Source organism: Gardnerella sp. DNF01157 (assembly GCF_049244225.1).
In the GTDB taxonomy this organism is placed as follows: domain Bacteria; phylum Actinomycetota; class Actinomycetes; order Actinomycetales; family Bifidobacteriaceae; genus Bifidobacterium; species Bifidobacterium leopoldii.
The window spans coordinates 1233700-1250940 of the sequence record NZ_CP058388.1 but is presented as its reverse complement, the minus strand read 5'-3'; the positions used below and the strand labels follow the sequence as shown (position 1 = coordinate 1250940).

Annotated in this window: 13 protein-coding genes; 8 read left to right on the top strand and 5 right to left on the bottom strand. The window is 43.7% G+C overall.

Features of this window, described 5'->3' with window-relative positions:
- Nucleotides 1-2: 2 nt before the first annotated feature.
- The 3 genes from rbfA (at nt 3) to ribF (ending at nt 3003) form a co-directional block, all read left to right on the top strand.
- Nucleotides 3-545, top strand: coding sequence for a 30S ribosome-binding factor RbfA (gene rbfA, locus HXT38_RS04730; RefSeq protein ID WP_004105446.1), 543 nt, complete (start codon nt 3-5; stop codon nt 543-545).
- Between the two features lie 48 nt (nt 546-593).
- The gene (truB, locus tag HXT38_RS04725) at nt 594-1697 is read left to right on the top strand and encodes a tRNA pseudouridine(55) synthase TruB (protein WP_004105445.1); all 1104 of its coding nucleotides are present in this window, start codon (nt 594-596) and stop codon (nt 1695-1697) included.
- A gap of 61 nt (nt 1698-1758) precedes the next feature.
- Complete coding sequence (gene ribF, locus HXT38_RS04720) at nt 1759-3003, top strand: riboflavin kinase (RefSeq protein WP_174191490.1); 1245 nt, start codon at nt 1759-1761, stop codon at nt 3001-3003.
- Between the two features lie 59 nt (nt 3004-3062).
- Here the strand turns inward: ribF and radA are convergent, their stop codons facing one another.
- Nucleotides 3063-4550 carry a DNA repair protein RadA gene (radA, locus tag HXT38_RS04715; protein WP_116442593.1) on the bottom strand — a complete coding sequence of 496 codons (1488 nt, stop codon included), beginning with the start codon at nt 4548-4550 and terminating at the stop codon, nt 3063-3065.
- A 107-nt stretch (nt 4551-4657) separates the two neighbouring features.
- Here radA and HXT38_RS04710 point away from each other — a divergent pair, with 107 nt between their 5' ends.
- Together HXT38_RS04710 and HXT38_RS04705 are read left to right on the top strand one after the other, a co-directional pair.
- Nucleotides 4658-5314 (top strand): hypothetical protein, encoded by a 657-nt coding sequence (locus HXT38_RS04710; RefSeq protein WP_004109607.1) that lies wholly within the window; start codon nt 4658-4660, stop codon nt 5312-5314.
- A 103-nt stretch (nt 5315-5417) separates the two neighbouring features.
- Nucleotides 5418-5507 (top strand): 30S ribosomal protein bS22, encoded by a 90-nt coding sequence (locus HXT38_RS04705; protein WP_004268639.1) that lies wholly within the window; start codon nt 5418-5420, stop codon nt 5505-5507.
- Between the two features lie 153 nt (nt 5508-5660).
- Here HXT38_RS04705 and rpiA read toward each other — a convergent pair whose 3' ends face one another.
- The 4 genes from rpiA to HXT38_RS04685 form a co-directional block, all read right to left on the bottom strand.
- Nucleotides 5661-6359: a ribose-5-phosphate isomerase RpiA gene (rpiA, locus tag HXT38_RS04700; protein ID WP_004105437.1), complete on the bottom strand. Its 699-nt coding sequence runs from the start codon at nt 6357-6359 to the stop codon at nt 5661-5663.
- A 388-nt stretch (nt 6360-6747) separates the two neighbouring features.
- Nucleotides 6748-7854, bottom strand: a complete 1107-nt coding sequence (locus tag HXT38_RS04695) for a ribonuclease H family protein (RefSeq protein ID WP_421791747.1) — start codon at nt 7852-7854, stop codon at nt 6748-6750.
- A gap of 34 nt (nt 7855-7888) precedes the next feature.
- Complete coding sequence (gene pgm / locus HXT38_RS04690; protein WP_101885886.1) at nt 7889-9562, bottom strand: phosphoglucomutase (alpha-D-glucose-1,6-bisphosphate-dependent); 1674 nt, start codon at nt 9560-9562, stop codon at nt 7889-7891.
- 30 nt (nt 9563-9592) lie between these two features.
- Complete coding sequence (locus HXT38_RS04685) at nt 9593-10693, bottom strand: diacylglycerol/lipid kinase family protein (RefSeq protein ID WP_004105433.1); 1101 nt, start codon at nt 10691-10693, stop codon at nt 9593-9595.
- Nucleotides 10694-11075: 382 nt separating this feature from the next.
- Here HXT38_RS04685 and HXT38_RS04680 point away from each other — a divergent pair, with 382 nt between their 5' ends.
- The 3 genes from HXT38_RS04680 to HXT38_RS04670 all read left to right on the top strand — a co-directional run bounded on the left by HXT38_RS04680 (nt 11076) and on the right by HXT38_RS04670 (nt 16968).
- On the top strand, nt 11076-12893 hold the full coding sequence (locus HXT38_RS04680; protein ID WP_004574075.1) for a L,D-transpeptidase: 1818 nt from the start codon (nt 11076-11078) through the stop codon (nt 12891-12893).
- The gene (locus HXT38_RS04675; RefSeq protein ID WP_415688573.1) at nt 12890-14374 is read left to right on the top strand and encodes an App1 family protein; all 1485 of its coding nucleotides are present in this window, start codon (nt 12890-12892) and stop codon (nt 14372-14374) included. The genes HXT38_RS04680 and HXT38_RS04675 overlap by 4 nt, the downstream gene beginning before the upstream one ends.
- An 89-nt stretch (nt 14375-14463) precedes the next feature.
- Nucleotides 14464-16968, top strand: a complete 2505-nt coding sequence (locus HXT38_RS04670; protein WP_421791744.1) for a S9 family peptidase — start codon at nt 14464-14466, stop codon at nt 16966-16968.
- Nucleotides 16969-17241: the final 273 nt, after the last annotated feature.

Sequence of the window (17241 nt, the reverse complement as noted above, 5' to 3'; positions counted from 1 at the left end):
TTATGGCAGGAACGAATCCTAGAGCTGCACGTATTGCAGCATTAATTCAGCGCGTAATCGCTTCCAATATGGAATCGCATTTGCATGATAAGCGTTTGGCGAGTGTGACTATTACGGAAGTGCGTGTTACGAACGATTTGCAAATTGCAAAGGTTTACTGGACTCAACTTGGTCACGAAGGCAAAGAGCAGGGCGAGCGTCAGCGTGCAGCACAAGCTTTGCAGCAGGCTCACGGTCGACTGCGCTCTTTGGTCGGTGCAAAAGCTGGATTGCGTTTGACTCCTCAATTGCAATTCATTTATGACGAAGTGCCGTCTGAAGCGCACGAAATTGAGGATATTCTTGTTGCAGCTCGTCATCGTGATGAAGAATTAGCTAAGTTGCGTGAAAATGCTAAGTATGCTGGCGATGTCGATCCGTATAAGAAGCCGCGCGAAGTTGAAGAATCTGACGATGATTTCGATGACGACGACGATTTTGACGACGACGATGACTTTGAAGAGGGCGACTTTGAAGACATGTCTGAATCGTCTGACAACAATTAAATCTCAAAGCAAACTCAATGTGAATCGTATAGTAGCTAGATTTAACTTATGTGCATACCAGATTCAGGATTACTGCTTGTAGATAAGCCGCAAGGTGTTACAAGTCACGATATTGTTGCATGCGCTCGTCATTTGTTGCATACAAAGCGAGTTGGGCACGCAGGAACGCTTGATCCTATGGCAACAGGATTGCTAATCATAGGTTTTGGCAATGCAACGCGACTTTTAAATTACATGTTGGGGCACAATAAAACCTATGAAGCAGTAATCCGCTTAGGAGAAGCAACTACTACTGATGATGCAGAAGGTGAAATTCTTCCGAATGACGCATTAAATATAGGTCCGGGGGTTCACGTTGCTAATAAAGACATGTCTTTTGAAAAGTCACTGTCTTTTGAGCGAATTAAGCAAGTTGTTAGCGAAAATTTAGTAGGCAAAATTATGCAAGCTCCTACTGCTTTTTCTGCTATTAAAATTAATGGTCAACGCGCTTATGATTTAGCGCGCGAAGGAAAATCAGTAGAGATTGCTCCTAGAGAGATATTTGTTAGTGATTTTTCAGTGAGCAATCCTCGAATTACTAGGGGAGTGAGTGGGAAACTCGTATGCGATATATCTGCAAAAGTTTCTTGCAGTAGTGGAACATATATTCGCGCTTTAGCTCGTGATTTAGGTCGCTTACTAGGAGTTGGTGGACATCTTACTCAGCTTCGTCGCACTAGCGTTGGTGATTTTTCGGTTACTGATTCGCGAGTTCTTAAACTTCGCTCGCAAATGCGAGAATTTACTGATCGCAATGGAGTATTGCAGCATCGCTCAAAAGCAGTTCCTAGTGACGATTTTGACGCAAATAATATGCTTCCTAAAATTTGCTTAAATATGATGGATGCAGCTTCGCATTCGCTTCCAACTTTAAGCATTGATGAGAATCAAGCTAAAGACTTACGTTTTGGGCGCTGGATTGAGCTTAAATCTGGCATAAATTACGAAAATTATCCTGCAATAGCGTACGTTTCAAACGCAAATACTGAGGAATGTGACGTTGTTGCAGTAGTTGAATTGACAAAAAATATAAAAAGTAATCAAATCAAACCAATTGTGGTATTTCCGGCAAGCGAGAAGACTGGTAAACTAGATAAGTATTTAAAATAACGAATTGCGTATTTTGCGTAGTTTGCTTGAGTAATGCTTGAACGCGGATAGTAAGGATATCATGAAGGTCATCGACATTCGACCAGATGCCAACGGCATGATTAATTGGCCAACGTTAAGTGCAGAGCGTAAAGCGGTTGTTACCATTGGCGTATTCGACGGTATGCACAAAGGTCATCGCGAGGTTATTCGTCGTACTGTGGATCTTGCGCATCGTCATGGAGCGTTTTCAGTAGTGATTATGTTTGATCCGCGTCCAAGCGTAGTGCATGCTAATCCTGATTTATACGATGATTTTGGCGACGTTAATTCTAAACTTCCGGACGATCCGGATGCTCTTACAAGCGTGCGTCAACGTTTGCGCGTGATGTCACAGTTGGATGTTGATCATGTTGTGATTGTGCGCTACAGCCTTGCTTTTGCTGCAAAATCGTACCGTTTCTTCTTAGGTCAGCTCGTTGGAAAGCTTGGTATGCGAGCATTAGTTCTTGGCTCTGATGCTGCGCTTGGTGCTCGTCGTGCTGGTGATATCAAAGCAATTCGTGAGTTGTCTCAAGCAACTGGAGTTTTTGAGCTTATTGAAGTAGAGGATTTGGGTCCAGATGACGTTCGCGTGCCTGATCCTATTGTTCGTGAAATTCCACAGGAGCCTGGAGATCCTAAAGATCCTTCTGAGGGCATGAATAAAGCTGAATATCGTGCTTGGAGTAAGAGCATGCCAAATAAGAAAGTGCGTGCTTGGAGTTCTACAAATGTGCGCTGGATGTTGGCTACTGGTCGAGTCAAAGAAGCGCGTGAAATTTTGGATCAGCCGCATCGCGTTGAAGGAACAGTAGTTCATGGAGACGAGCGTGGGCGCGAGATTGGATTCCCAACAGTAAATCTTGGCGAAAAAATTGAAGGCTATGTGCCAGTTGATGGCGTGTATGCAGGTTGGGTTGTTGATTTAGATGCTGACAATAAGAACGATGTCAGACCATCGAAAAATGCTGTTCCAGATGTGAGTGTTTTGCGTCGTGATGAGCTTCATTTAGGCGTTCATTCTCCGTGGCGTTGGCCTGCTGCGATTTCTATTGGAACTAAGCCAACATTTAATAAAGATGGCGAAGAAGATGCAGAGCGCACTGTTGAAGCTTACGGATTGTTCGACGATTGGAAAGACTTGTACGGGCATCGCGTTTGCATTGAGTTTGCTAGTTTCTTGCGTCCGCAACAGGCTTTTGATTCAGTTGACGCGCTAAAAGATATGCTCAAAGCTAATGTTGAGCAAGTGCGCGAGATTACAGATGCTGAAGCTGAAGTCTGATTTTGATATTTGCGCTTAGTGGTTTTTAGTTGCGATTATTTTTGCTAGCTGCGTTTAGCTTATAGTCCAAGTGCTTTTAACGCTTCTCGCACTGTATTAACTTCAATAACTTCTAATCCTGGAATACTAACGCTTTTCCGCATATGGCAAACTATTGCGCGCTTATATCCTATTCGCGCAGCCTCACGCAATCGCGGCTCTATTCTTGGCACTGGGCGAACTTGACCAGTTAAGCTCATCTCGCCAATTGCGCAAGTTTTAGGAGTTACTGCTTTCCCGGCAGCAGCACTAGCTAAAGCTGCTACGATTGCCAAGTCGCAAGACGGCTCCTTTGCCAACGCTCCTGCAATAGTAGATACGTACAAATCTTTTGCAAGCAAATTAACGCGTCCGTGACGATACAAAACTGCTGTAAGCATTGCAAGACGGTTAGAATCAACACCAGAAACTGCACGGCGAGGAGTGGGCAGAGCCGATTGTGTTACAAGTGCTTGTATTTCAATCGGCAGGCTTCTGTGTCCTTCAAGTGTAAAAGTGACGCAAGTTCCGTCGTTTGTGCCATCTTGCGCATTTTTACCTTGATTATTGTTTTCTGTAGAAGACAAAAACAGTCCGGAAGGATCCGGCACTTCCTCAATTCCTTCACCGCTCATATCGAAGCAGCCAACTTCGTCTGTAGGTCCAAAGCGATTCTTTACAGCTCTTAGCATGCGTAGCGCTGTTTGTGTATCGCCCTCAAATTGACATACTGTGTCTACTAAATGTTCAAGCGTACGCGGCCCTGCTATTGAACCATCTTTTGTAACGTGCCCAACTAAAAGTATCGGAATATTGTTAGCTTTAGCAACGTCGATAAGTGCGCTCGCAACTTCTCTAACTTGTGTAGAACCGCCTGTAATACCATCTACTTCTTGTGCGGAAATCGTTTGTGCAGAATCGACAATAGCAAGCGTAGGGTGATGTGTTTCAATAAGATCTAGTACAGTGTCAAGATCGCCTGTTGTTGCAAGTAATAAATAATCGTTTACAGCGTTAATTCTAGACGCGCGCAATTTAACTTGTGCTGCTGATTCCTCGCCGGAAATATACAATACAGGGGGAGTGTTGCTTTCTTTTGATTGTTTAGATACGTAAGCTGCAGTTTTTAGAAGTAGTGTTGATTTTCCGATACCTGGCTCTCCTGCTATAAGAGTTACGGAGCCTGGCACAAGTCCTCCGCCTAATACGCGATCGAATTCGCTAAAACCAGTGTGAATGCGCATTGCGTCGTCTGCTTGAATTTCATTAATTGGTTGCGCAGATGTTGCTGAATCGAGAGTTGAATGTGCGATATTGCGATTAGAAGTAGTTATGCCATCCGGTGAATAGGTGCGCGATGCTGTTGTTGCGCGTGATGCACGTGTTGTACGAGATAATCCGCTAACTCGCGCCTCTCTAAACTCGTTCACTGTGCCCCATTCGCCACATTCAGGGCAGCGACCGTACCATTTTGAGCCGCTCCAACCGCATTCGGAGCATAAATAGTGAAGAGTAGATTTACTAGCCATATCTCGACGCTATACGCTTTATTAGACAATCATATTTTGTATTTGTTTTTGATTGTAAAGCGCTTTTGCGTACTAAAAGCGTCATCGCGATGTGACATAATGCAAGTATGTCGAAATCGAATGCTTCAAGTATGAATGCTTCAAAGATGGGTGCGTTGAATATGAATTCCTCAAGTGTCAATAATTCATCACACAGCAAATTATTAGTTGTGTTGACTTCAGCTGCAGTAATTGTGGTTTTGGCTCTAATTTCAGCATTTATGTGGCCAGGTTGGGCATTGAATCACGAAAATGTTGCGAGCAAAAATCATATGGTAATGCCTAAAACGCCTTCTATACCATCGAAACCTTTGCCAGCATCTTCTACGGCATTGCTTAAGGCTATGCCTGATAGCGTACTTGATTTCGCTCGTGTTGACGCTATACCTAGTGCAACTTGGACTGAATCGTCGCCTTTGGAGGAATATTCTGTTAAGTACTCAACTGGTCAGCCAGATGGGGAAGTGTCTGTAACTGTTGCTCAATGGTCGAATCGCGATTCTGCGAACAAGCAGTATGAAGCGTTAGTTGATGGACTTAAGGGTTCTGATATCGCAAGTGGAAAAATTCAAGTTTCTGGTAAGACTTCCGGTAGCTATGTGTTGCGAAATGATGAAAATGATAAATCACAGGCTAGTGCATTGTGGCAGAACGATACCGCTGTTTTTGAAGTGAACGGCGCAAAGCAAGCAGTAGAGCGTTTTTATCACAGATTCCCAATGTAAATGTTGTAAAAAATGATGTTCTTTGTAATATCACTCCACAAAGTCGTTAAAACGGTGTAACATTAGGCAAGTTGCACACTTTACATAGGAATGGAGGCTTCAGATGGGTTCTGTCATCAAGAAGCGCCGCAAGCGGATGAGCAAGAAGAAGCACCGCAAACTGCTGCGTAAGACTCGTCACCAGCGCAAGTAATTTTCTTACTATGCGTTGATGCGTGTCTGAACGTTTAGGCACGTAAGACTTTTTTGAAGCGTCGGTTTTTCTCCGGCGCTTTTTTATATACAAAAAAATAGAGCCCGCGTTTACGGACTCTACTTTCGTTTTGTTTAGTTGCGCTTAGTTTCGTTACTTATTTGGGTTTGTAAGCGTGCGAGGACCGTTTGGATCGCCAACAATCACCGTGTCAACCATATTCAAGAACAAGCCGTGTTCCACAACGCCAACAGTTTCAATCAAATCTTTCGCCAACTCCTGTGGATGCTCAATGCGCTCCATATGCAAATCAACCACGAAGTTGTTCTCGTCGGTGCGCACTTCCTTGCCGTCAGCATCAAGACGCAAAACTGGCTTATATCCGCGCTTTTCGAACTTACGAATCACCTGAGCAGATCCAAACGGAATCACCTCAACAGGAAGTGGGAACTTGCCAATCGTGTCGACTACTTTGCTTGCGTCAACAATCCACACAATGCGGTCGGAATTAATAGCCACAATCTTTTCCCAAAGAAGAGCTGCGCCGCCGCCTTTAATTCCGTTGAAATTCTTGTCAACCTCATCAGAACCATCGATTGTAACGTCAATGTGATCCACTTCGTTAATGTCGAGAATCTTAATGCCGTAGCCCTCTGCCTGCTCTTGTGTGCGACGAGAAGTGGTGACTCCTGTGAAGCTCAAGCCTTCTTCCTTAACTCTGCGGCCAAGCTCGTCAACTAAGAAACGCACTGTAGAGCCGGTGCCAAGACCAACCATCATTCCATTCTTTACAATCTTTGCGGCTTCAATGCCTGCTGCTTTTTTAAGCGCATCTTGTTGTGCTTTATCCATTATCCCTGCTTTCTTGTTTTTGTTATTCCCGAGTTCGCCGATGAACTTCCATCGCTATTTGCGGGAGAGGCTTTGTGTTTTTATGCGTGCCTCATTTTCGTACATTTCCATATTAACCTTTGCCAAGATTTTTAGGGCTATGTGCATCTTAGTTGCGTCGTCATTCATTCACGGGATATTCGTGTGGTAGAGATTTGAGATTTTTCGCACTGAACGAAGGACGCTCGCGCGGTTAACGCGCTCGCTACTGAGCTTGCGCTGAAAGCACACTGTGCTTTCAACTTGAGCAAGCTCACGCTCCGAGTTGCTTTCGCGCGCGCAATGCTGCGCGAAAGCAACTCGTCGCGCCCTCGTTTGGAGCGCAACACTAAACGAATTGCAAAAATAGCTATGAAAGGTAGAAGGCAGTTGGAGATAAATGCAAGGTGCCGTCGGGCTCTACGTAGCCGCTTACGTTGATTGTGCCGGAAATAAAACGCGCCTCGCCGTTAAAGCTTGGGCTTGTGTTTGGCGGGGGAGTAAACTGCAGCACGCCAGAAACACTTAATCCTTGAACTGGTTTAGATGTAGTTTGCGTAACATTTTGCTCTGTTTTTGGAACTTCTTGAACAATAGTTATAGCGTCTTGCTGGTGCATATCTTGTTTATTTTCTATTGATAGTGCATCTTTTTCGCTATCTTCTAACGTTTCACGCTTTGTTTCACGCATTTGTTCAGGCTTCGTTTCACATGCTGCTTCTTGCGCTTGTTTGCGTGCTGATTCATTTACAGATTCAGTTAGATCACTAGCATTTTTACTATTTTGTGCAGAAAAATCAGGATTAATATCTTCGCCAACTGTGCGTTCAAGATGATATTCTGCATTGGAAATTTTGCCATCTAAAAGCATTTTCGCATCACTTGGCACATTCGTACCTTTTGCATATTCAGAAGCAAGAAGCGACTTCCAGCCTTCTAAAGGCAAGTATCCGTCCTTCAAACCATTTCGGCAATCTTCCGCATATTCGCGCGCTAGTGTATCAACTTTTTCGTTTCCTTCGTTTCCTGCGTGACCCTTAACCCACACGAATTTTACGGCGCCTTCGCGCTTAGTAATTTCCGCGTCGATTGCTCGAATCAGCTCGGCATTTTTAACAGGTTCATTTTTAGAGTTTTTCCAACCGTTCTTTTTCCATCCGTGAATCCACGTAGTTGCGCAGTTTATAGCGTATTGTGAATCACTTTCGATTGTGAGCGGCTCACTTCCAGGATGTGCTCGTAAAGCTTCCAAAACTGCGCATAATTCGCCAATTTGATTTGTGCCATTAGTTGCGCCTCCAGCATCTGCATTGCCTGTGTGATGGTGTTCGTTAGAGCTACCAGACTCGTCAATGTGATCTGCCCACGCCCAACCCATTGAACCGTTTGGGTTTCCGAGCGCGGAACCGTCTGTTGAAACAACAATCATGACAAAACCTTTCAAAAATGCGCCGGCTGCAGATTGCAACCAGCGCAATTAGTAGATTCTTTATTTACGCAAGATTATTACGTTACGCTAAAGCCTTGTCGACTACAGCAGTAGCTTCCTCAAGCACCTTGTCAAGTGCTTCTGGAGAAACGAAGGATTCTGCGTAAACCTTGTAAATATTCTCGGTACCAGATGGGCGAGCAGCGAACCAGTTGTTCTTAGTCGTCACCTTCAAGCCGCCAATCTTTGCGCCGTTTCCAGGAGCTTCCGTAAGCTTTGCGGTAATATCTTCGCCAGCAAGCTTAGTTGCTTCAACGTCGCTGCCGCTCAAAGCTGCGAACTTCTGCTTTTGCTCAAGAGTTGTCGGCGTATCGACGCGCTTATACCAGCTTTCGCCAAAGCGAGCAACCTGATCCTGGTGAAGCTGAGCTGGGTTCTTGCCAGTCTTTGCAGTAATTTCCGCAGCGAGTAAATCAGGAATCAAACCATCCTTATCGGTGGTCCACACGCGACCATCTTTGCGCAAGAAGCTCATGCCGGAGCTTTCCTCTCCGCCGAAAGCAACTTCGCCGCTAAAGAGTGGGTCAACGAACCACTTGAATCCAACTGGAACTTCCACAAGCTTTGCGTTAATAGAAGCAGCCACGCGGTCGATCAAGGAAGAAGACACAAGCGTCTTGCCGATAGCAGTATTCTTTGGCCAATCCGGACGAGCACCGCCGAACAAATACTCCACGCATACCGCAATGTAATGGTTCGGGTTCATAACGCCCCAGTTAGGGCACACAATACCGTGGCGGTCAGCATCTGGATCGGTGCCGCCAACCAAATCGTACTTATCCCAAGCGCCAGCGTTAAGCTGATCAACTAAGCCCTTCATTGCGTAAGGGGAGCTTGGATCCATACGAATCTTGCCATCGTGGTCAATAGTCATGAATCGCCAAGTTGGATCAACTTCTGGACGCACAACGCCGATGTTCAAACCGTACTTTTCGTTCATAAGTGGCCAGTAGTTTACGCTTGCGCCGCCGAGTGGGTCAATTCCCAAACGCACGCCGCTAGAGCGAATCACATCGAAATCGATTACATTAGCCAAATCGCTAACGTAGTGTTCGCGGTAATCGAAGCCTTCAACCAAATCAGACTTGATTGCTTCCTCGAAAGGTACGCGCTTTACGGACTTGTAATTGTCGAGCAATTCGTTTGCGCGAGCTGCAATTGCGTTAGTTACTTCCGCAGGTGCAGGGCCGCCTGTTACAGGATCGTACTTAAAACCACCGTCGGTTGGTGGGTTGTGTGAAGGAGTGACGACAATGCCGTCAGCCAAGCCGTCGCCGCTAAAACGCTGAGTGCCGTCGGCTGCGCGATTATGCGTCAAAATAGCTTGAGAAACAACAGGAGTTGGCACGAAGTCGCCGCGAGAATCCACGCGAACGTGAACTCCGTTAGCAACTAAAACCTCAATAGCGGTTTTTTGAGCAGGCTCAGAAAGAGCGTGCGTATCGCGACCAATATAAAGAGGACCAGTTACGCCAGCTTTCTTGCGATATTCAGCAATAGCTTGCGTAATTGCCACAATATGAGCTTCGTTAAACGAAGTTTTCAAAGCAGAACCACGGTGACCGGACGTGCCGAAAATCACGCGCTGTTCTGGAATGTTGGAATTTGGAACTTCATCATAGTAAGCGCCAACCAAAGCGTCGACGTCGACTAGATCTTCTGGGGTGGCGGGCATTCCCGCATTTTTTGCTACCATAATTTTTTATTTTGCCACAGCGCTTGTATTTTATTTATTTTCTGGCACTCTTACGCACAATGCTTGCTTGTCAACAGTGAAGCGCAAATGTTTCGTATATCCCAAAATGTCGCCGTCTACTTGCACTGGAGCAGATTTTTCTAATTGCACTTCTGCGCTAAAACCTTGCGTTTGGTCAATTCTCGAGCCTGCAGAAAGCGAATCCTGCTGGAGTGCGCGCCCTGTTAGCGTTTGGTGTATTACTCCTCGGAACAAATTAGCCCAACCAATTAAACCGCCAGAAGTGTCAATAATCTCAAAATCAAGCACACCATCGTCGTACGCTGCTTCTGGCATAAGCGAAAACATAGGAATTTGACCGCAATTTCCAGCCATAAGTGTGCGGAAAGTCAATCCTTTTAGCACACTTTCGTCGCCATTTGAACGCTGTAAGGTAACGGTTGCGCGATATTTTGGCATAAACAAATGCTTTACACCAGAGACAAAATAAGCAAGCCAACTAATATTCTTTTTTAAGTTTGGATCAGTGTCGTCAATCATTAACGCGTCAAAACCAATGCCTGCAATAATTAAGAATGCGTGTCCATGATCTTCTTCTGGATTGTCGAGAATCGTTACGCGCCCAACGTCAACCTGCCTAGAGCCGTGAGAAGTTGCAACACGCAGCGCAGCATCCACGTCGTTTACTGGAATTCCCATATTTCTAGCAAAAAGATTGCCAGTTCCAATAGGAATAATTCCCATCGCATGACCTTTACCGCTTACTGCGCTCGCAACAGTACGAACCGTGCCATCTCCGCCGACTGCTACTACTACATTAGCTCCATTTGAAAGTGCTTCTAAAGCGCATTCGCGTCCATCTTTATCTAACTGTGTATCAATAATTTCGTAGGTTAAATTGCGTTCTTTGCAATAATTTTTAATACTTTCGCGATACGATTCCGCTTGTGGTTTTGAAGGATTAAGTATGAATGCGTAATGCACTGAGTCGCCGTGTCGTTGAGCAAGTTTTTCTGCCAAATGATGACGTTTTAAAGCGCGCGAAACAATCATGATGACGAATGGTGCGAGTACAAGCGCGAATACAATCATCATAAGAGCAATAGTCGCTTGAATAGGCATAGTTGGCATACCTCCTATTCTTGCACATTATTTTTTCTACAATACTAAATTTTGCTGCATATTGCGAATATTTACGTTTTTTACACATTTGTATAGTATTTATTGTTTTTATAAATATCGTTTATTGCTTGTATTAGATGTTTATTAGTTACTCATTAGCTGTCGGCTAGTTGCTAGTTAATTGTGCATTTTGCTGCTTTTGCTTGTTCTTTGCTCGTTTTTTAACGTGTATTATTCGCATTAATTCTGTACTAAATATTTAGCTAGTTATTTAGCTAGTTATGTAACCAGTTATGCTCTCATGTTTCGCTAATACTAATTTCGTGCGTCGCTAGTGGTAAACTGTGCAAGCGTGTCTGTCGCATACAATTATTGAGCAGAGGTTTTGAATATGGCTGAATTACAGCAAAATTTTGAGGGAGATGAATCCTTCAATATTACATCTAGTAATATGCCTGATGATGCTAGTGACGATACTGTTGCTTTTATGCAGGTTCCTCAAAGTCATGTAGAAGATCAAATGGCTGATAATTCTGTTAATTATGAGGGAACTCTTGCTGATAATTTAGGCGAAGTCGCCGATGAAGAAGATACTTCTGGAGACATTGTTGACGATATCGTTGAAGATATTGCCGGTAATAAGAAGAATGTGTTTGGCAATAATGCTACATCTTATGGCATGTATGCAAATGCAACTCCTGCCGATTCAACTGCAACCGATTCATTTAGAGTAGTAGAGCCGAAAGCAAAGAAACATCGTGCGAACCGTTCCGCATTGGCGTTGATGTATTCGCTTCTTATTTTTGTTATTTTGTTAGCTGCAGCATTTTTTGCACTTCATTTGTATTTCAACAATCGAGTTGCTCCAGGTGTTGATTTTGGTGATGCTTCTATTACGCGCAATCTCACTGGCTATCAGGAAGATTCTGTAAGCAAGACTGTTCAGAATGCTGTGGATCATAGCGAATTAGTAATTAGTGACGATCAAGGCAATAGTGTTGATGCAGATTTGAGTCAACTTGGTGTCAAGATTGATAAGAACGCAACTGTAAAAGCTATTATGAATGCTAAGCGAGATAATTTATTTACTCGTATTATGCCTTGGGTTCATCAAACCGTGAGCTTGAAAGCTGTACGTGATGATTCTGCTTTGGATTCGTACTTATTGCATAAGTTTATTCGTGAGAAGGATCGCGCTGTACCTTATAGTGCAGTTTTCGACAAGGATTCTGAATCTTACAAGGTAGAGGATGGTATACCTGGTCGCACTATAGAAACTATGTCTGTTCGTGAAGCAGTAAAAAAGTTAATTGCTCACCCTGGTAAAACAGTAAAAGTTTCTGTTACATCTCGACGCACTGACGCTCCTATTAAGCTTGATGCAGCGCAGAAACTTGTAGATGATTTAAATAAACTTCTTGAGAAAAAAATCACGTTTAATAACGGTGACGGTAAAGATTTTACGGTTCCAAAAGAAGCGATTGCGTCTTGGATCAGTATAAAAGCAGATACGACTCGCCGTAAGCTTTCTTACACAATTGATACAGATAAAGCAGATTATTATTTGTCTCAAGTTCTTCCAAAAGAGCTTAATCAGCAAAAGATTAATCAGGAAGATGCAGTCAATAAAGAAGGCAAGTTTATTTTCACAACACTTAAAGGTTCTAATGGTGTTGAAATTAGCTATTCCGATAGTATTGCGAAAAAGGCTGTAGAATCTTTGCGCAATGGCAATGATTTCAAGATGTCTGTTCCTTCAAAAATCACTAAGTTTACCGTTGAAAAGAAGCTTGTTGAAATGCGCATTGTTGTTGACAAAACAACCCAAACGGCTTCTGTTTATAGGAATGATGAACTTGTAAAAACATTCCCTGTTTGCACAGGTAAGCGCGGTGCCGATGATTCAGCTTCTGGTACATTCTTTATTTACTTGCGTTATGCTTCACAAGATATGCGCGGTAGGAATGGCGATGGCTCTCCTTACTTCTCTCCTGGAGTGCGTTGGGTTAGCTATTACCATGGTGGAGAAGGTTTCCACACTGCTTCTTGGAATTATAAGGGTATTGCAACTGGCGATGCTGCAAATCACGGCTCTCATGGTTGCATAAACATGTATGAGCAGGATGCTCGCTGGATTTTTGAAAATTGTCCACGTGGCACTATTGTGCAAATTGTTGGCACGACTCCGGATGGTCCGGTACGCGAATGAGCGAATCTGTGGGTAACTCACTTAACAAAGATGAACGCGCCGAAGGACTTTCGCTTTCTGCGCGTTCTAATCTTGAGTATGTGCAAAGCCCACAATCTACTCCGCAATTAGTGGCGTCTAGACGGATTAGCAGTGCGCCAATTCCTGTGCATGTTACGGCAACATTGTTTGACGCTCCTTCTAAAGCTGAGCGTATTGACAATAAGCCATTGCTTGTGCGTTTTGGTCGCAGGCTCGTTACGTCTATTGTCGGCATGTGGATGCGTCTTGCTGGTCGTGTTGCTCGTCGTTTTGGCTGGTTTCCAAGTGTTGAGCCATATATTGGGTATGGAACGCATAGATATGCTCGCTTGATTTGCAGAACTGTGTATGCTCCAAAGCTTGGTCATCATTCTGCTCTAAAACGCGGAATTTATGCGATGCTTGTTGTTCCTGCTGTGCGTGTGCGCGTGGCTTTGTCTATTGACGGTATTCCTGTAGAAACAGCTCAAATTGGCGATTCTGAAATATACGATAAGCCTGAAGGTTCACGCGATGGTAGTGCAGAGTACTGTATTTCTGACCGTGCAGGGTATTTAGATTTAATTACCGAACGCGCTTTAGAGCCTGGTCGTCACGTTGTTTCGTATTCTGTTAGTGACCGTGAGCCTGTAAAAGCGAGTTTATTTGCTATTGATGCAAATGTTCCTGTTGGTGTTATTTCGGACGTTGACGACACTATTATGGTTACTCAAGCGCCTTCGCCAATTCGCGCTGCTTATAATTTGCTTATTATGAATCCTGCTCATCGTTCGCCAGTTGCTGGAATGTCTGAGTTTTTCCAGTCTTTAGAGCGTTTGCGTGACGATATTCCATTTTTCTATCTTTCTACTTCTCCGTGGAATGTTGAGGCTTCAATTCGTCACTTTATTGATCGCGAAAAGTTTCCTGAGGGTCCTCTTCTTCTTCGTGATTTGGATCCGCGTCCTAAAACTTTTATTCCAAACGGACCGCAGCATAAATTAGAATTTGCAACTCAACTTATGGATGATTTTCCTGGCATGCGTTTTGTGCTTATTGGCGATGATGGTCAAAAGGATCCTTTAACGTATGCGAATATTATTCGTAAGCATCCAGGTCGTGTGCTTGCAGTAGGTATTAGGCAATTGCGTAAGCGCGCTACTGTTGAGGATTTTCGTCGTAAATTATCTCGTGATTTTGCTGTTGCTTTAAGTGCATCTAAGCGTGCGTATGTTTTTTCGGATGCTCTTGATACTACGTGTGAAGATGCGCAAGAAATTCCTACTATGGCGATCGAAAAATTACATAATGCTAACGAGTTTTCTGGTGATATTGATGATTTTGATGATGCTCAAATGCGCATAATTGAGGCAGAAGGTGCTGCTGGTACTTTGCAAGGCGTGCCATTTTTTGCAGCTCCTCAAGGCAAAGATTTAGCTAAAGTAATGCTTCCGTTTATAGAGGAAGCGATTGCGAAATAGTATAAAATAATTGCAAAATAATTTTGTAATATTAAAGAATTGCAGAAAATATTTCGTTACTAATATATAAGAGCTGAAGAAAATACTTAATGAAAATTAAAAGAGGTGTAGCTATGAATAATCAAGATTTTGCAAAGCCAAAAGCGGCAGAACGCATACCGTCGGCACGTGAATTCCATGGCGACACTTATATAGACGAATATGCTTGGATGAAAGATCGCAATAATCCTAAGCTTATGGAATACGTCAATAGTCAAAATGCTTATACTGAACAGCGTGTAAAGCACTTAGCAAACTTGCGTTCTACATTATTTGACGAGTTGCGCTCAAGAGTTCAAGAAACAGACATGTCTGTTCCTGTGCGCATGAATAATTACTGGTATTACGTGCGTACTGAAAAAGGCAAACAATACGCTGTGCAATGCCGTATGAAAGTCGAAAATAGTGACGATTGGAATCCGCCAACTATCGACAATTCTGCAAAGCCTGGCACAACTGATGGTGAAGAGATTTTATTTGATGCAAACTTTGAATCTGAGCACTCTGGTGGCAAGTTCTTTAGAGTCGGTGGAATGGATTTGAGCACCGACGGTTTGCGAATGCTGTACGGTGTCGACACTCAAGGCGATGAACGCTTTAACTATTTTATTCGTGACTTTTCTACAAAAACATGTTCTTGGTCGCAGTTAGAAGAATCGTGGGAAAATCTTGCTTCTGCTTCACTTTCTCCAGATGGAAAATGGGTGTTTTATGTAAAGCTTGATGATGCTTGGCGTCCTTATCAGGTTTGGAGGCATAAGGTTGGCACTAACGTTTCTAATGATGTAAAAGTTTTTGAAGAAACTGACGAGCGATTTTTTGTTGACGTGTATGAAAGTTTTGACGAACGATACATGATGATCAGTAGTAGTTCAAAGACTACATCGCGCGTGCTTATGCTTCCTTTGAGCAATCCTGAAGGCGAATTCAGCATGGTTATTGAGCCGGTTGAGGGAGTGGAATACGATATTTCTTTCGCTTGCTTTGAGAATGCTGGCGAAAATGGTGAAGATATTCCAATTGCGATTGTGTGCCATAACGCTAAAAATCCTAATTTTGAAATTGACATTATTGATATGAGAGGAAATTCCGGCAAGTTTGATGAGCATGTAACGTATAAGCTTTCGGATGGAGTATGTGTTGCTTCGGGTTCTCCTTATGGTTGCGAGCAAGGAGATGTTTGGCAAAAAGGTGCCGGAAGTGAGCCTATTACAAAGCCTTATAATTCGCCTCAAAATCCTGAAATATTGCAAAATGCAGTTGGATTGAGCATAAGCGGATTGTCAATGTACAAAAATTATGTGGCACTAGCTTACCGTTCTCAAGGTTTGCCGCATTTGGCTGTAATGAGCAAGAAGCGCGCTGTTGAAGATTTTTTGCAAGCAAAACCGTGGCGTTTTTGCGAAGTGCACCCACTTTCTTCCCAGCTTGCGAATCAATTTACGGATCAACCTACGGATCAATTTTCTTCTCAACTTACGGATCAACTTGCGGATCAAGCGCAAGCCGAATCACGTGCTGCGCTCGCAAATATTTCACAAGAAGAAATCAACAATAATCGCTTATTTAGTATTTCTATGACTGGAAATCCTTCGTACGAAGCTCCGCATATGCGTTACGCTTTTGGCAGTTACGCAACTTTAGGTCAACTTCGCGAGTTGGATCCTTTAACAGGCGAAGATGTGCTGCTCAAGCAAGGTAAAATTTTAGGCGAATTTAATGAGCACAATTATGCTGAAAAGCGCGTTTGGATTACTGCTCGAGATGGTGAGCGTGTGCCAGTATCGCTTGTGTGGCGTCCGGATAAAATTTCTCAAACTGACTCAATGTTTATTACTGGTTATGGAGCGTATGAAGTTAGTTCAGACCCTACTTTTTCTGTCGGTCGCTTGAGTTTGCTGGATCGCGGCGTGTTATATGCGCAAGTGCATGTGCGAGGCGGCGGTGAAATGGGTCGCGCGTGGTATGAACAGGGTAGGCGTGTTAATAAAAAGCATACTTTTGAAGATTTTGTTGATGCCACGCGTGCTTTGCAAAATGCTGGTTTTGCTTCTGCTTGCCATACTGTTGCAAACGGTGGTTCAGCAGGAGGCTTGCTTATGGGTGCTATAGCAAATATGGCTCCGGAATGTTATGCAGGGATTGAAGCAGACGTGCCTTTTGTAGATGCTCTTACGTCTATGCTCGACTCTTCTTTGCCGCTTACTGTAACAGAGTGGGATGAGTGGGGCAATCCGCTCGATGATTCTGAAGCTTATGCTTATATGAAATCGTATACTCCTTACGAAAATGTGCCTTGCGCAAAAACGGAAGATGGTCGCAAGAAGTTAGCTGATTTTCCGAAAATCTTAATCACATCGTCTATTCACGACACGCGCGTGCTTGTTACGGAACCTTTGAAATGGCTCGCTAAATTGCAAGCTTCTGGGGTTGATGCAATTGCTCGTATTGAAACTGACGGTGGTCACGGTGGCACTTCTGGCAGGTACAGGCAATGGCAGGAGTTAGCTTATGAAAACGCATGGTGCTTGCATGTTATGGGCGTAAACAGTTAGTCGGAAGCGGCAGAAACTTTACTGCGTTGTAAAGTAAATGTCGTTTGTGTGCTAAAAGGCGGCAGAAACTTTACTGCGTTGTAAAAAAACGGTCGTTTGCATGCTAAAAAGCGGCAGAAACTTTACAACGGCGTAAAGTAAATGTCGTTTCCTCGTCTTTCGTGATATCATAGGTCAGGTGATGTGCGTTTTTCGCTTACGTTTTTCGTTTGCGTTTGCGCTCATCCGCATACAGGTAGTTCAATGGAGATATCTACTTATTGCTTAATGAAG

What these genes read in the sequence shown, in the direction of transcription:
- HXT38_RS04705 (WP_004268639.1), top strand. Translation starts at nt 5,418, where the DNA reads ATGGGTTCTGTCATCAAGAAGCGCCGCAAGCGGATGAGCAAGAAGAAG.
- HXT38_RS04710 (WP_004109607.1), top strand. Translation starts at nt 4,658, where the DNA reads ATGTCGAAATCGAATGCTTCAAGTATGAATGCTTCAAAGATGGGTGCG.
- ribF (WP_174191490.1), top strand. Translation starts at nt 1,759, where the DNA reads ATGAAGGTCATCGACATTCGACCAGATGCCAACGGCATGATTAATTGG.
- HXT38_RS04680 (WP_004574075.1), top strand. Translation starts at nt 11,076, where the DNA reads ATGGCTGAATTACAGCAAAATTTTGAGGGAGATGAATCCTTCAATATT.
- HXT38_RS04675 (WP_415688573.1), top strand. Translation starts at nt 12,890, where the DNA reads ATGAGCGAATCTGTGGGTAACTCACTTAACAAAGATGAACGCGCCGAA.
- radA (WP_116442593.1), bottom strand. Translation starts at nt 4,550, where the DNA reads ATGGCTAGTAAATCTACTCTTCACTATTTATGCTCCGAATGCGGTTGG.
- truB (WP_004105445.1), top strand. Translation starts at nt 594, where the DNA reads ATGTGCATACCAGATTCAGGATTACTGCTTGTAGATAAGCCGCAAGGT.
- rpiA (WP_004105437.1), bottom strand. Translation starts at nt 6,359, where the DNA reads ATGGATAAAGCACAACAAGATGCGCTTAAAAAAGCAGCAGGCATTGAA.
- pgm (WP_101885886.1), bottom strand. Translation starts at nt 9,562, where the DNA reads ATGGTAGCAAAAAATGCGGGAATGCCCGCCACCCCAGAAGATCTAGTC.
- rbfA (WP_004105446.1), top strand. Translation starts at nt 3, where the DNA reads ATGGCAGGAACGAATCCTAGAGCTGCACGTATTGCAGCATTAATTCAG.
- HXT38_RS04685 (WP_004105433.1), bottom strand. Translation starts at nt 10,693, where the DNA reads ATGCCAACTATGCCTATTCAAGCGACTATTGCTCTTATGATGATTGTA.
- HXT38_RS04670 (WP_421791744.1), top strand. Translation starts at nt 14,464, where the DNA reads ATGAAAATTAAAAGAGGTGTAGCTATGAATAATCAAGATTTTGCAAAG.